Below are 14,744 nucleotides of genomic sequence, written 5' to 3' on the forward strand. Positions count from 1 at the left end.
TATCGTGAGTACTAAATATTCCTTATATTTAGCTACCAATCACGAGTTATGCAAAAAAGGTGCTTTTTTTTATTTCTTCTACTAGTCTCTATCCTCACCCACGCGCAACAAATAGGGCAATTTGCTCAATACAATGGTCAATATGACTATACCGGGCTTGGAAATACAATGAATCTCGTTGAAAACGGAGATACCGCTTGTATGATTCTTACTGAAAGTAGTGCAGATTTAACACTAGAGCCAGGACAAACAGTAGTAGCCGCCGCGCTGTATTGGGCTGGTTCTGGCGATGGAGATTTTGATGTGGAACTTAACGGAACTCCGGTTACTTCAACACGAGAATTTGGATTTGAGTTTGATAATGGCACTACTGTATACAATTATTTTGCTGCCTATGCCGATGTCACGTCCATAGTAAGTGCTGCCTTAAGTGGTACCTACACCCTTTCAGAGTTAGACTTAACCGAAGCCATTCTACCTTTTTGTAGCGTAAATGGTGGAACAGCAACCAACTTTGGTGGTTGGGCCATGTATGTGATTTACGAAGACCTCACCTTACCACTCAATCAAATTATACTATTCGATGGTCTGGAAGGCGTTTCAGCATCTAATTCCGAAATAAATATTCTTTTAGAAAACTTAAACGTTTTGGATAATGCAGGAGCCAAAATAGGCTTTTTGGCCTGGGAAGGCGATCAAGGAATTGCTGTAAATGAAACACTCTCTATTAATGGAAATGTATTAAGCAATGGAACTTTGAACCCGGCCAATAATCAATTTAATGGTACCAACTCATTCACTGGATCGGATCAGTTGTTTAACATGGATTTGGATTTTTATGCTATTGAAAATAATATAAATCCAGGAGATACCTCCGCTACCATACAAATAACGTCTGGACAGGATTTTGTGATGTTAAATAATATTATTACTGTTCTGAACGTAGAGCTACCAGACGCTACCATAGTAATAGACGATGCGTTTGGGGCAGATGCCTGTGGGGATCGTGATATTACCATAGAATACACAGTGTTTAACATAAATAGTACGGGGGAGCTCCCGGCAAACACGCCCATCTCTTTTTATGCAGATGGCACCCTTGTTGGGCAAACCGCAACACTAGCAACACTACCAATTGATGGTTCGGAAAGTGGCTCTATAGCGCTTACGATTCCACCAGGCATTCCCGCAGATTTTTTGTTGGTAGCTTCGGTTGACGATTCTGGAGGTGGTGTAAGTACCGTAAATGAACTAGACGAAAGTAATAATCTTTTTTCTGTAGATTTTCACTTACAAGTGTTTCCAGATGCTTCAAACCTTCAGGATTTGGAACAATGTGATGTTTTTGGAACCGAATTATTTAATCTGAATGATGCTACCCAAACTGTGACAGATGCAGACACCATTACATTTCATCTCACTGAAAACGATTCGCAAGACAATATAAATCCAATCCTTACTCCTGAAGCATACGAAAACGAAGACAACCCGCAAACCATTTGGGTACGTGCCTCCAATCCAGACTGCTATACAACCAATAGCTTTATAATTGAAGTGATCGTGTGCCCCTTGCCAGATGCTACTATCGCCATTACCAATACCCTTAACGCCTGCCGTTTACGCGACTTACCTGTTATGTACACGGTATTTAATACGTTAGGTACGGCACCGCTTCCAGCAAATACACCTATTGCATTTTATCTTAACGGCATGCTGGTTGCACAAGCCGAAACTGAAAATATAATTCCAGAAGGAGGCAGCGAGCCAGGTGTTTTAATCCTCACCTTAGCCGAAAATGTCCCCAACAACTTTACCTTACTTTTGGTAGTAGACGATGATGGCACAGGGAACGGAGTTGTCTTTGAATTGAATGATACCAATAACGAATTTGAATTGAACGTTATTTTTGGCACCATCCCTCCTATTGGCCCACTACCAGATCTTGAAGCCTGTAACGAAGGTTTTGAAAGGGCCACCTTTAACCTTGTGGAAGAATTAAATGACCTTATCTCCACAAACGCAGGAGATACTATTACCTACTTTCTAACCGAAGAAGACGCCATAGCAAATACCAACCCTATTGAAGATCCAGAGCAATTTGTAAACACTACAGATCCACAAGAGGTCTTTGTACGCTTAGAAAATGACATCTGTTTTACTACGGCTTCCTTTGTGGTACGCACTATAAATTGTGAACCAGAAATCCCACAGGGAATCTCCCCCAATGGCGATGGCCTAAATGATGTGTTTAAAATTGAGGGCTTACTGAATATATATGTAGATTTTAACCTGAAAATATATAGTAGACAAGGAAACCTAATTTATGAGGGCGGTAATGACGATGGCCTTTGGGACGCTATTCCCAACACAGGGCTACTTCAACAAAACAAAGTAGTGCCTGTTGGAACCTATTACTATGTGTTACAGTTGAATAATCCTGAATATCCAGAGGCGTATTTGGGATATGTATATGTGAATTATTAATTTTTTTAAAACCGCTTATCAACTTCATATAGCCGGGAAGATATAATTGACATAAACGGATTGAAATTACCTGAAGATAATTCAGCAACCTGGGAACTATATTTGTAAATTAATAACCTTTCAAATAAATATTAAAATGAAACTAATTATACTAGTGATAACATTTTTAAATGTTGGAATATTATTTGGACAAAAAGAGAATGAATTCTTAGACTACGGTTGTCATAAAGATGCCATGATGTATCAGGCTTGGGAAGCTGTGCAATCTAGTGAATACACTACGTTATTTACAGCAAAAGATAAGGGTTCAGAAAATAAAGCCTATTATCATTCAAAAATCGAAGAATGGAATGCTACGGATCGTAATATCATTACTATAGGAGACTACACATTTAAAATTATTGAAGATAGTAACGATATAAAAAATCCATCAGACCTAAAACTCATAAAAAAACGGTACGAACTAGATACGTATAATATAAACGACGGAACTTTAGTTAGGGTTGTCTATCATTCCAAGTATGATACTTATGACAAAATAGCGTATGTTTGTTTTTATCGGGATAAAGAATTTGGCTCTTGTAATTTCTTCGGGATTGCCGGCCCTTTATTTTTAGAGTATTAACCCACACAAAATAAAGAACTAGAACACTTATTACTAAATGTAATAGAATTAGTATCTGATACTTTCAGGGAAAAATTATTGATTTAGTATATTACGCATATTGAACAACAAAAAAAAATTACCTCCAACAGGCACCTATAACCTATTGCGATTCACCTTCCAAGCAGAAAAAAATCCTAAAATTTAATGAACTCGATTTTAAAAAAAATAATAATTCAAACTACTAAAAAGTTTAAGGATACTAAAATGTCTCCTAAAGGAGATCCTTCTGAATATCAAATTGCAAAAAAATACCGCCAAGTTGTAATTTCCATTAAACGAAATATAAAGAATTTTATCCTTATCGTCATAGGGATTTTTTCGGCTTCCTTTGGTTTTAAGGGTTTTCTATTAACTAATGATTTTATAGATGGTGGAGCCACTGGAATTTCATTATTACTCGCTGCGATTACAGAAGTCCCACTATACCTCCTTATTATTGGAGTAAACCTGCCCTTCGTTATCCTTGGCTATAAAATCATGGGAAAACGATTTGCTATTAAAACAGCCTTAGCCATTATCGGATTGGCACTTTGTGTCGCCATCGTTCCTTTTCCTAATGTTACAGATGATGATTTATTGGTGGCAATTTTCGGTGGTTTTTTTCTTGGAGCTGGGATAGGTCTTTCCATTAGAGGTGGTGCCGTTATAGATGGCACTGAAATTCTCGCTATTTTCTTAAGTCGAAAATTCAGTACAACTATTGGCGACGTTATTATATTAATTAACATCGTTATTTTTTCTTTTGCAGCCTATATGCTTTCAATTGAAATTGCCCTCTACTCTATGATAACCTACATTGCGGCTTCTAAAACTTTGGACTTTATAATTGAAGGTATTGAAGAATATATAGGGGTAACTATTATTTCTTCGCAAAGCAACCGTGTAAAAGAAATGATTATTGATAAATTAGGCCGTGGTGTAACTATTTATAAAGGCCAAGGTGGATATGTAAAAGATGGTGTTTCAAGAGATATGGACATTATTTATACAGTAATTACACGTCTGGAATTAAATAAATTAAATACAGAAATAGAAAAAATTGAGTCCAATGCTTTTATTGTCATGAACAGCATAAAAGATATAAAAGGGGGTATGATAAAAAAGAGACCTTTAAAACATTAACGCACGGTAAACAAAGGGTTCGTATTGGCATAAAAATTAATTGTTCTTTCAGCCCTCTTTATGAACCAACTCCCAAAGCTCTACTTCCTCTTCAGAACGCCAATGCTGGTCTCTCTTTGTGTGTTTTGAGGCATTCTTCACTCTCTTTTTGAAACATCGCTCTAATTGAAACCGCCCACCTTTGGCTAGTTCTGTTTCAATAGGATGGTCTGTTGCTACATTAGCAATTTTTGCCAGGTTGGAGAACAGGAGTACTAGTTTTCCTTCGGGCAATAGGTGTTGCTTCGCTGCTGCGAAGAATTCCGGGAATAAATTTTTATTGTAATAAATAGCTTCATCTATACCATCTAGATTTTGAGCTTGGGGCAGCCAAGGCGGATTAAAAACAATAAGTTCGGTCTGCTGCTTAAATTTCCCAAAGAGTGATGCCACATCCAACGTTATCTTTCGGGAAAGCTTGGTATCTCCCATAAACTCGGTTAAGCCTATTATGGCATTAGGGTTGGTATCTGTACCAAAAACCTTCTGAAACCCATGTTGCACCATTTGAAATGAAAGCATACCACTACCAACCCCAATATCGATAGCGGTCTTTTTTGGGCCTTCATATCGTTTTAACCAATTATCAAAAAGTTCTAAATGATCAAAGCGTGTAGGGAAATAGGTTCCGTAATAGGGATGTACTTTATTTCGTAATACAGGAATAGAAATCCCATTCTCGTACCATTGCCAAGAGCTATTCAAGCCTTGTACCTGAGGGAAGGATAATAAGAAATTAGTGTGTTCTGGATACAGTTTTTTAAGCCAACCAATTTCAGGGGCTTTTTTTACCACCAAAGTATGATCTATAACTTCTAAGAGTATGCGATTAGAGAGTTTACGATATGCCGCACGAAACTCACGTTGTTCCCTAAAAGATTGATTTGGAAACTTTTTTGTAAGATGAACCTTTAAAGATTTAAGAAGTGACAAACCATCACTATAAAACGCTGTGATTAACACTTGCTTATTGGCTTCTAGTGCTTCAATAGTAGGTTTCACATCGGTTGTGCGTGTAAATACTGCCATGGCATTTCCAGGCTTGATAGGCGCTGGCTTGTTTACTTGAATATCTGAAATCATTTTTTTGTTTGCTTTCGCATAAAAAGCAGCACTATTTTTTACTGATTTTTATGCTTTAATGGGTCTCCTTGGAGCTTGAATTGTGGAATTTAAAGGTAGTCTATTTTGCGATGGCACCTTTGGAACAACAGAAGCTATCTAATAAAAAATCGTCGGAATTTTTTAAATCGGGAGTATCAACTAAAGTTTCGACTTCCGTTTATCTTTAGTGTGTCGATGAGCTCCACTTGATAAGCTGATTTATTATTCCAACACATTCAACTTCGCGAATCGCAACAACAACTTCTTTAAACCTCCATTTTCGAAGTCTATTTCGGCTTTGGTGTCTGCTCCTACGCCTTCAATTTTAGTAATTTTTCCCTTGCCAAAACGAACGTGCTCCACGGTTGTACCCACATTGAGATTTGCCTTGGTGGCATCAAAATTTTTATCGGTACTGCTAGTTACAGGTTTTAATCTTCTTAATTTCCTTAGTTGCTCGTCGGTAGGTCCTTTGGGTGGGGCACCTGTTGTTGGTTTCCGTAAACGGAGTTTACTGCGGTCTACCTCATCAAATATATCGGCGTCTATTAAGGGTTTGTACCGATGCTCTGTGATGGGCGTAAGGTATTCTAAAAAGCTTTCGTCTATTTCTTCTATAAATCGGCTGGGTTCTGCGTCTATCAATTTTCCCCAGCGATACCTGCTTTGGGTGTAGGTGAGATAGGCCTGTTTTTCAGCTCTCGTTAAAGCAACATAAAATAAGCGACGTTCTTCCTCCAGCTCGGCTCGTGTACTCATACTCATCCCACTGGGAAAAAGCTCCTCCTCCATTCCCACAATGTATACATACGGAAATTCTAAACCTTTCGCCAGGTGAACGGTCATTAACGCTACACGATCTTCATCGCCTTTGTCGTTGTCCAAATCGGTTGCCAGGGCTACGTCTTCCAGAAATTCAGCTAGTGATCCTGTAGTATCGGCTATTTCTTTTTGCTCTTCCACAAAATCGCGCATTCCGTTAAGCAGCTCTTCAATATTTTCAATACGGGCAATTCCTTCTGGGGTTCCGTCTTTTTTTAGTTCGGTAACCAAGCCTGTTTTTTTACTAACGTGCTCCGCAATTTCAAAAGCATTGTAGGTCTGATTCAAAACCTGGAAGCTTTCAATCATCGTCGTAAAATTCTGAAGTTTGGTCGCAGTTCCCTTGTTTATTTTAAGATCGATCTTACCAAGTGCTTTAATCACTTCAAACATAGAACGCCCATAATGATTGGCGGCTACGGTCAATTTTTCAATAGTGGTCTGCCCTATGCCTCTTGCCGGATAATTAATAACACGTTTTAAGGCTTCTTCATCCTTCGGATTTAAGATTAAGCGCAGATATGAAATCACATCTTTTATCTCTTTCCGCTGGTAAAAACTAAGACCTCCATAAATTCTATACGGAATGTCCTTTTTCCGAAGTGCGTCTTCCATCGCTCTGGATTGCGCATTGGTACGATATAAAATAGCAAAATCGCCGTGTTTTGCCTGCTCGTTCATTTCGGTTTCAAAAATATTACTGGCTACAAAACGCCCTTCGTCACCATCGGTCATCGTTCGGTTTACCTTAATTTTAGCACCTTCATCATTGGCAGTCCAGACAATCTTATCGAGACGGGTTTTGTTCTTTTCAATAATGCTATTGGCAGCACTTACAATATTTTTGGTTGAACGGTAATTCTGCTCCAGGCGGAATACTTTTACATCGTCATAATCTTTCTGAAAGTTTAAGATGTTATTAATGTTGGCTCCGCGGAAGGCATAAATACTCTGCGCATCGTCACCCACCACACAAATATTCTGAAAGCGATCCGAAAGCGCACGAACTATTAAATACTGACTGTGATTGGTATCCTGGTACTCATCTACCAATATATACCGGAAACGGTTTTGATACCTGGCCAATACTTCGGGGAAACGGGTTAAAAGTTCGTTGGTTTTTAGCAACAAATCATCAAAATCCATGGCGCCAGCTTTAAAGCATTTGTCAATATAGCTTTTGTAAATATCGCCCAATCTGGGCATTTTTGCCATGGCATCGGCCTCCTGTAATTCTGGGTTGTTTACATAGGCTTTATGAGTAATCAAGCTGTTTTTATAGCTGGAAATACGGGAATACACCTGCTTGTACTTATAGACGTCTTTGTCCAGGTTCATTTCCTTGATCACAGCACGAATCACACTTTGTGAATCTTGTGTATCATAAATAGTAAAGTTGTTTGGATAGCCTAACTTATCTGCTTCAAACCGAAGAATCTTTGCAAAAACACTGTGAAATGTTCCCATCCACAGGTTTTTGGCTTCTGTACTCCCTACAATCTGGGAAATACGTTTTTTCATCTCACGAGCTGCTTTGTTCGTAAACGTCAATGCCAGGATATTAAAAGGATCTACGCCCTGATCCATTAAGTATGCGATACGAAAGGTAAGCACTCGGGTTTTCCCCGATCCTGCGCCAGCAATTACAATCATCGCGCCATCTTTTTGTAGCACGGGCGCACGCTGGGCGTCATTTAATTGTTCTAAATATTCTTGCAAGTATGCTGAAATTAAAAATGAAATTGAACCCGAAAACGAGGTCAAATATAGAAGCTGAAAAGTACTGAATTTGACAGGAATTCCCTTGTGGAAATTGAAGAAATTATAAACAAGGGTACACCTATGATTGGGTATAGATTTTCGCATTTACTAATTAAAAACAAAGCTATCAAACCTATAAATATCTGAAAATAAGCAAGTAAGAATAAATAAAAAATTACATTTATCGCCAACTTTGCTTTTAACAGCAACTAACCAAAACAATTATGAAATATTTTTTTACAATACTAGTATTATTTTCTTTTCTAACAATGTTTTCTTCGTGTAACAAAGACGACGATTCATCCCAAGAACCTGAAGCAGTAGTCTGCGAAATGTGGTTTGAAGGGGATCCCTGCGAAGCTATGATTACAAAATTTATTGGAGATTATGAGGGAGGAGCAGGTTTTTGCGGTACAGATTACGAATATACCGTTATAGCCACTCCAAATGTTGTTAACGGAATAGCCATAGGGATTGCCAATCCTGGCCAGCCAGAAACGTATTTCTTTAATGCTGTACTAAAGAGTTCTACAGAATTTGATATTCCTCTACAAGAAGTGGAGGCTAATGGACAAACAAGTATGTTATCTGGTGACGGAAACTTAAACGGCACTACGTTATCCTATCATTTAATTGTAGTAGGGGCTGGAGAATGTGATCACGTAGCTACCAAAATTAATTAATTTTTACAATCACCTGAATTTCAACATAAATTAAATAAACGAACCAAATGATTTTAAAACTGTCAAAATTTAGCATCGCACTTCTTGTGCTTTTCACCTGCACGATTACGTTCATTAGCTGCGAAAAAGACGATTCCACAGACGATATGGGTATAGACGACCCTGGTGATGACCCCAACGCAACTACGGGCAGATTTTCAGATAACATATCTTGTTCCATTATTGCAACGCCCTCTTCTCTGGGATTAAACACTACTTACACTAAATACATTAACTGTACTGGAATTCCAGTTATAGGTTCTGCTAATGTTCCTGACGAAGCATTACAAATTGCCAGTGAAACAACAGAATTTATGCTTACAGGGATCGGTTCCGTTCGTAGTAAACTAATTTCTGGTGGAGCCTATATTATTTTATTTGAAGAGGGGCTCACTCTTAATGACGTGGCAGAAAGCGGTGGGAATCAGCAAGCAACGGCAGGTGGAGTCTATCTATTTAATCCGGGCAACGGATTAAACTTTCTTATTTCTCCAGCAGTCAATCTGTTATGTGATGCAAGCAGCGGACAAGCTGAAGGTAATATCTTTGTTCACGAATTAGCGCATATGATAGATATTGGAGGAATCCGAGAATTAGATGCTTCCTTTGTTGGCACGCTATCTACAACCTTTACCAATGCACGGGCAGCTGGAAAATGGAACAATACGTATGCTGCTACCAACAAAGAAGAATATTTTGCAGAGATGGTTACTATCTGGTATGGATCTAATTGGATAGGTCGTGAGGGAGGCGATGGATTTCGAAATGAAATTGGTACAAGGGCACAATTACAAAACTACGATGCGGGTGCTTATAATTTACTCAACAATCGTATTACTAGTTTAACCAATGTACCTGGGTGCAGAGAACCTGTAATTGATGGTGCTACAGCAAATTGCCCGAATACAGTAACAGATATTGACGGCAATGTGTATGAGGTTGTAAATATAGGTCCCATGTGCTGGATGAAGGAAAACCTGCGGACAACACGCTATAAAAACGGTGATCCCATTGCCCATATTCAAGGAGAGCAAGAGTGGGCTACAACGGCACAAGGAGCCTGGAGTAATTATGACAATGATCCAAATTTAGATACGTTTGGAAAATTGTACAATGGGATAGCCGCTACAAATCCTGCTGGCTTATGTCCTGACGGCTGGCGTGTTCCCACCATTCAAGAACTTAATGACGTTATTCAATATGCTGGTGGCAATTATGCTTCGGCAGCATTAAAAGATGTCACTACTTGGACACCAGCTGGAACGAACAGTAGTGGTTTTACTGCCTTACCTGCGGGCTGGCGACACGAAACTGGGTTTTTCTCTGGTATGGGAAATAGTACTTTCTTCCTATCACAAACCATAGCTAGTTCTCAACAACGCTATGTGAAAAGCATATTCGATAATGAGGATGTTATATTTGGTGTTGAGGTGGAGCCTACTTATGGATCTTCCTGTCGCTGTATTAAAAATGAATAGTATTCTTAAACAATTAATTTAAACATAATTTCTAAGTAGCAGCTAGATTAAAGAGTCATCAATAAAATGATGGCTCTTTTTTTATAGTTTGCAATTCTTGAATAAGGGCTGCATTTTCATTTCTACTTTACTGAAATTTGAATACCTTTAGCCAACTTATAGTCGGCAGTTGCGAATTGCAGTTGCCATTAAAAATGCTACAATGAAATTTATTCCATACTGCTTACTGCTACTGCTTACTGCAAACTTACATGCCCAAATGGATAAAAAAATCCTAAAAGACATTGAAAATATTGAATCTCAGGTAATAGACTGGCGGCATTATTTCCACGAAAATCCAGAACTATCCAACCGCGAATTCAATACCGCAAAAAAAATTGAAGAACATCTGAAGTCTCTTGGGATGGAAGTACAAACAGGGATTGCAAAAACGGGCGTTGTAGGAATTTTAAAAGGAAATAAACCTGGTAAAGTAGTTGCTCTCCGAGCCGATATTGATGCGCTACCCGTAACCGAACGCAACGATCTTACTTTCAAGAGCACTAAAACTGACACTTTTTTAGGCACCGAAACCGGGGTAATGCACGCTTGTGGTCATGATACCCACATCGCTATTTTAATGGGCGTTGCCGAAGTGCTTTCAAAAAACAAAGACAAGATAAACGGAACGATAAAATTTATCTTCCAACCAGCCGAAGAAGGCCCACCACCAGGTGAAGAAGGCGGCGCCAAACTTATGGTGAAAGAAGGCGTGCTGGAAAACCCAAAAGTAGAAGCTATCTTTGGCTTGCACATTAATTCTGGAACTCCTGTAGGAACTATTAAATATAAATCTGGTGGGATTATGGCAGCTGTGGAACGTTTTGTAGTGACCGTAAAAGGGAAACAAACGCACGGATCAGCTCCCTGGACGGGAGTAGATCCCATTTTAATTTCAGCAAAAATTATCGATGGATTTCAAACCATTATTAGTAGAGAATCACCTTTGGTGCAAGAAGCTGCAGTGATTACCGTTGGAAAAATTAGCAGTGGTCTGCGTTTTAATATTATTCCTGAAAGCGCAGAAATGATTGGTACCGTAAGAACCCTGGACCCGCAAATGCGCGAACTCATTATACGTAGAATGACCGAAATGGCACGCGATATTGCCAAGGCTTATGGCGGAGAAGCAACCATAGATTGGCAGAATAATGCTGCAGTTACCTATAACGATCCTGAACTTACCGCACAAATGTTACCTACGCTTCAAAAAATAGCGGGAAACAACAATGTGCAAGTAATGAAAGCTTCGACAGGTGGAGAAGATTTTAGTTTCTTTCAAGAAAAGGTACCTGGATTTTACTTCTTTGTAGGCGGAATGACCCCAGGAAACTCCGAAGCTTTCCCGCACCACACACCCGATTTTAAGATTGATGACGCAGGAATGTTATTAGGTGTAAAAACAATGACGCAGGTTGCAATAGATTATTTGAATGGAAAGTAATACCCTTCCGAGTTTTAGCGGTTTTGGCGTATACATTATATCATTAATAATTTCGCTAAAACCCACCTACCTTTACCCGCAGGTTAAAATTCTCCTTTTATTATAAAATTTTGAGCTGCTAAGGGAAGAAGCATTTGGGATTTGAAATTTAATTTTTGGATTATACTTTATGGATAACATATTAGAATTTTTAGGAAACATTCCTTGGTGGGGATGGGTTCTTATTGTATTGGTACTTGTTGCACTGTATGATGTGCTTCAGAAAAAACATGTGATATTACACAACTTCCCTATTGTGGGGCACTTTAGGTATTTATTAGAAAAAATTGGCCCCGAATTACGGCAATATATCGTTGCCAATAACAGGGAGGAACTTCCTTTTAACCGTATAGAAAGAGGTTGGATATACGCTTCAGCAAAAAACGAAAATAACTACGAAGGTTTTGGAACGGATCGAGATATTTACGAACCTAATTATATTTTTATAAAAAATGCGTTGATGCCCTTTAGGATTACTACGGGCCATCCTAGCGCAAAGGACCCTTATTTTGTAGCGTGTGCTAAAGTAATGGGAGCGCATAGTAAACGCCGCAGGCCGTATAGACCTGCCTCTGTTATTAATGTTTCAGCAATGAGTTTTGGATCGTTATCTGCACGGGCTGTGGAATCACTCAATCGAGGGTGTCATTTGGCGCACGCCTATCACAATACAGGAGAAGGCGGATTGTCACCCTATCATAAAACAGGAGCCGATGTGGTTTTTCATTTTGGAACGGGTTATTTTGGTGTCCGGGACGACGATGGTAATTTTTCAATGGAAAAGTTGAAGAAATTAGTGGAAGAAAATCCACAAGTGAGAGCGATTGAAGTAAAACTATCTCAGGGTGCCAAGCCAGGAAAAGGAGGCGTATTACCAGGTTCTAAAATCACCCAGGAAATTGCCGATATTAGACACGTGCCTGTTGGGAAAGATGTCTTATCGCCGCCCTCCCACTCTGCTTTTACCAATGTAGAAGAAATGGTTGCCTTTATTGAAGCTATTGCCGAAAATACCGGACTACCCGTTGGTATTAAGGCCGCCATAGGAAAGCTGGATGATTGGGAAAAATTGGCGAAACTCATGGAAGAAACAGGCAAAGGACCAGATTTTGTTACTATTGATGGTGGTGAAGGTGGTACTGGTGCTGCGCCTCCTAGTTTTGCAGACCATATGGCCTTGCCATGGCTTTACGGTTTTTCTGAAGTCTATAAAATCTTTAAAAACCATCATCTTTGTGAACGTACTGTATTTATAGGTAGTGGTAAACTGGGCTTCCCAGCTAAGGCTGTAATGGCTTTTGCTATGGGTGTAGACTGTATTAACGTAGCCAGAGAAGCAATGATGTCTGTTGGGTGTATTCAAGCGCAGATTTGCCATACCAATCACTGCCCAAGTGGTGTGGCCACACAAAGTAAATGGAGACAAAGAGGTATTAATATTGACGACAAAGCAACCAGAGCCCATTTTTATTTTAAAAACTTTAGGAAAGAATTTCTTGAAATGACCCACGCTTCAGGCTATGAACATCCTTCACAATATACCATGGACGATGTAGAACTAACCGTTGGGGATCAAAACCTTATAAAAGAACTCGCAAGAGTATTTACCTATCATAAAATTGCAGTACCCTTTACTGGGATAAAAGACATGCAAAAATGCCCCTATTTAGGGGGTGGTTATAAAATAAAAGAAGAAAAGAAAGCCGTTAAAAAGGCCAAAAAAGAAGAAGAAGTACGGTGGTAAATTTGTGGCATCGTTGCAAAGCGATTATGTTTGTATAAAAATAGTAGTAATGGAAGAAATGTCTCAAGTGTTACAATATGTTGCCTACTTATTACCCGCCATTGTGGTAGGGATAGTATCCTATTTCTTTTTTAGAGGACATACCAAAAATGAAGAAGGACGACGCAGGTATTTAATTCAGAAAGAAGCGCAGAATAAGATATTACCCACTCGGCTTCAGTCTTATGAACGGCTCACACTATTGCTAGAACGCATAGATCCTAACAATTTATTAATACGCATAAAACCCTTTGCAGATGACGTTGAAAAATATGAAAAATTACTCATAGACAACATTGAAAAAGAATTTGAGCACAATGTAACACAACAAATTTATGTGTCTCCAGAATGTTGGAATCTAATTAGCGCAGCAAAAAATGCTACCATTCATCTTATAAGACAAGGTGCCATGCACGAAAAAGAAAATGGTGCAGATTCGTTACGAGAATACCTATTACGCCATTTTATGGAAGAAATTACCCCGTCACAAAAAGCTATGGCATACGTAAAAAAAGAAGTTGCCGAATTATTCTAGGGTTTAAACAAACCATTCCTTATCGCAAAAAGAACGAGACCTATTCGGTTTCTAATTTCTAATTTATCGTAGATGGAGTCGCGATAGCCCTCGACTGTTTTAGGACTTAGAAACATTTTATCTGCAATTTCTTTATAGGTCATTTCGGTACAAGCATATTGCAAAAATTCTTTCTCTCTTTCTTTTAGACAAATTTCATCTGCTTGCTTGTGCAAGGAACTCACTAGCAATTTACTTACCGTATTGGTATGATAATAGCCTTTCTCAATTACCTGGAGTAACGCTTCTTTTAAAATAGAGCGCTTGGTGTCTTTCATAAGATAGCCCTTTGCTCCTGCTCGTAACATTTTTAAAATGGTATCCTCATTTTCTTCTACAGACAGCGCCAAAACCTTGACTTGAGGGTATTCTTTTGATAAAATTCCGGTGGTTTCTATGCCGTTTAATACCGGCATATTTATGTCCATAAGCACTATATCGGGGATGTTGGCTGGGTTTTTAAGTTTATTTAAAAGTTCCTGTCCATTTTTACACAGGTAACGCACTTCAAATTCATCAAAATCCTTCACCAATCCTCCAATGGCTTGCAGCAATAACGTGTGGTCGTCTACTACAACAATTGAATGTTTCATAATTTTAGTTATTAGGTTGTTTTATACTAAATTTTATAATCAAATACTCGTAAACTGCTTAATGCTGATGGAA

At 38.7% G+C, this 14,744-nt stretch carries 11 protein-coding genes; 8 read left to right on the forward strand and 3 right to left on the reverse strand.

The window, feature by feature from the left end; genetic code table 11:
* Window positions 1-168: 168 nt before the first annotated feature.
* From ACQ2HF_RS14555 to ACQ2HF_RS14565, 3 genes are all read left to right on the forward strand, one after another.
* The gene (locus ACQ2HF_RS14555) at window positions 169-2,484 is read left to right on the forward strand and encodes a gliding motility-associated C-terminal domain-containing protein (RefSeq protein WP_432411147.1); all 2,316 of its coding nucleotides are present in this window, start codon (window positions 169-171) and stop codon (window positions 2,482-2,484) included.
* A gap of 136 nt (window positions 2,485-2,620) precedes the next feature.
* Window positions 2,621-3,109: a hypothetical protein gene (locus tag ACQ2HF_RS14560; RefSeq protein WP_432411148.1), complete on the forward strand. Its 489-nt coding sequence runs from the start codon at window positions 2,621-2,623 to the stop codon at window positions 3,107-3,109.
* A gap of 186 nt (window positions 3,110-3,295) precedes the next feature.
* Window positions 3,296-4,273: a YitT family protein gene (locus tag ACQ2HF_RS14565; RefSeq protein WP_432411149.1), complete on the forward strand. Its 978-nt coding sequence runs from the start codon at window positions 3,296-3,298 to the stop codon at window positions 4,271-4,273.
* 48 nt (window positions 4,274-4,321) lie between these two features.
* On the opposite strand, the gene ACQ2HF_RS14570 is transcribed toward ACQ2HF_RS14565, so the two are convergent.
* Together ACQ2HF_RS14570 and ACQ2HF_RS14575 are read right to left on the reverse strand one after the other, a co-directional pair.
* Window positions 4,322-5,395: a methyltransferase gene (locus ACQ2HF_RS14570; protein WP_432411150.1), complete on the reverse strand. Its 1,074-nt coding sequence runs from the start codon at window positions 5,393-5,395 to the stop codon at window positions 4,322-4,324.
* A 243-nt stretch (window positions 5,396-5,638) separates the two neighbouring features.
* Window positions 5,639-7,957 carry an ATP-dependent helicase gene (locus ACQ2HF_RS14575; RefSeq protein ID WP_432411151.1) on the reverse strand — a complete coding sequence of 773 codons (2,319 nt, stop codon included), beginning with the start codon at window positions 7,955-7,957 and terminating at the stop codon, window positions 5,639-5,641.
* Between the two features lie 266 nt (window positions 7,958-8,223).
* Here ACQ2HF_RS14575 and ACQ2HF_RS14580 point away from each other — a divergent pair, with 266 nt between their 5' ends.
* The 5 genes from ACQ2HF_RS14580 (at window position 8,224) to ACQ2HF_RS14600 (ending at window position 14,039) form a co-directional block, all read left to right on the forward strand.
* Window positions 8,224-8,682 carry a hypothetical protein gene (locus ACQ2HF_RS14580; RefSeq protein ID WP_432411152.1) on the forward strand — a complete coding sequence of 153 codons (459 nt, stop codon included), beginning with the start codon at window positions 8,224-8,226 and terminating at the stop codon, window positions 8,680-8,682.
* Between the two features lie 47 nt (window positions 8,683-8,729).
* Window positions 8,730-10,199: a fibrobacter succinogenes major paralogous domain-containing protein gene (locus ACQ2HF_RS14585; protein ID WP_432411153.1), complete on the forward strand. Its 1,470-nt coding sequence runs from the start codon at window positions 8,730-8,732 to the stop codon at window positions 10,197-10,199.
* 202 nt (window positions 10,200-10,401) lie between these two features.
* Window positions 10,402-11,682 (forward strand): amidohydrolase, encoded by a 1,281-nt coding sequence (locus ACQ2HF_RS14590; protein ID WP_432411154.1) that lies wholly within the window; start codon window positions 10,402-10,404, stop codon window positions 11,680-11,682.
* A gap of 169 nt (window positions 11,683-11,851) precedes the next feature.
* Window positions 11,852-13,465 carry an FMN-binding glutamate synthase family protein gene (locus ACQ2HF_RS14595; RefSeq protein WP_432411155.1) on the forward strand — a complete coding sequence of 538 codons (1,614 nt, stop codon included), beginning with the start codon at window positions 11,852-11,854 and terminating at the stop codon, window positions 13,463-13,465.
* A 49-nt stretch (window positions 13,466-13,514) separates the two neighbouring features.
* Entirely contained in the window at window positions 13,515-14,039 is a 525-nt protein-coding gene (locus tag ACQ2HF_RS14600) for a hypothetical protein (RefSeq protein ID WP_432411156.1), read from the forward strand.
* Here the strand turns inward: ACQ2HF_RS14600 and ACQ2HF_RS14605 are convergent.
* Complete coding sequence (locus ACQ2HF_RS14605) at window positions 14,036-14,671, reverse strand: response regulator (RefSeq protein ID WP_432411157.1); 636 nt, start codon at window positions 14,669-14,671, stop codon at window positions 14,036-14,038. The genes ACQ2HF_RS14600 and ACQ2HF_RS14605 overlap by 4 nt on opposite strands.
* Between the last annotated feature and the right edge of the window lie 73 nt (window positions 14,672-14,744).

This window comes from Rasiella sp. SM2506, from assembly GCF_050859505.1.
GTDB lineage: Bacteria > Bacteroidota > Bacteroidia > Flavobacteriales > Flavobacteriaceae > Marinirhabdus.

What these genes read in the sequence shown, in the direction of transcription:
- ACQ2HF_RS14555 (WP_432411147.1), top strand. Translation starts at nt 169, where the DNA reads ATGAATCTCGTTGAAAACGGAGATACCGCTTGTATGATTCTTACTGAA.
- ACQ2HF_RS14560 (WP_432411148.1), top strand. Translation starts at nt 2,621, where the DNA reads ATGAAACTAATTATACTAGTGATAACATTTTTAAATGTTGGAATATTA.
- ACQ2HF_RS14565 (WP_432411149.1), top strand. Translation starts at nt 3,296, where the DNA reads ATGAACTCGATTTTAAAAAAAATAATAATTCAAACTACTAAAAAGTTT.
- ACQ2HF_RS14570 (WP_432411150.1), bottom strand. Translation starts at nt 5,395, where the DNA reads ATGATTTCAGATATTCAAGTAAACAAGCCAGCGCCTATCAAGCCTGGA.
- ACQ2HF_RS14580 (WP_432411152.1), top strand. Translation starts at nt 8,224, where the DNA reads ATGAAATATTTTTTTACAATACTAGTATTATTTTCTTTTCTAACAATG.
- ACQ2HF_RS14585 (WP_432411153.1), top strand. Translation starts at nt 8,730, where the DNA reads ATGATTTTAAAACTGTCAAAATTTAGCATCGCACTTCTTGTGCTTTTC.
- ACQ2HF_RS14590 (WP_432411154.1), top strand. Translation starts at nt 10,402, where the DNA reads ATGAAATTTATTCCATACTGCTTACTGCTACTGCTTACTGCAAACTTA.
- ACQ2HF_RS14595 (WP_432411155.1), top strand. Translation starts at nt 11,852, where the DNA reads ATGGATAACATATTAGAATTTTTAGGAAACATTCCTTGGTGGGGATGG.
- ACQ2HF_RS14600 (WP_432411156.1), top strand. Translation starts at nt 13,515, where the DNA reads ATGGAAGAAATGTCTCAAGTGTTACAATATGTTGCCTACTTATTACCC.
- ACQ2HF_RS14605 (WP_432411157.1), bottom strand. Translation starts at nt 14,671, where the DNA reads ATGAAACATTCAATTGTTGTAGTAGACGACCACACGTTATTGCTGCAA.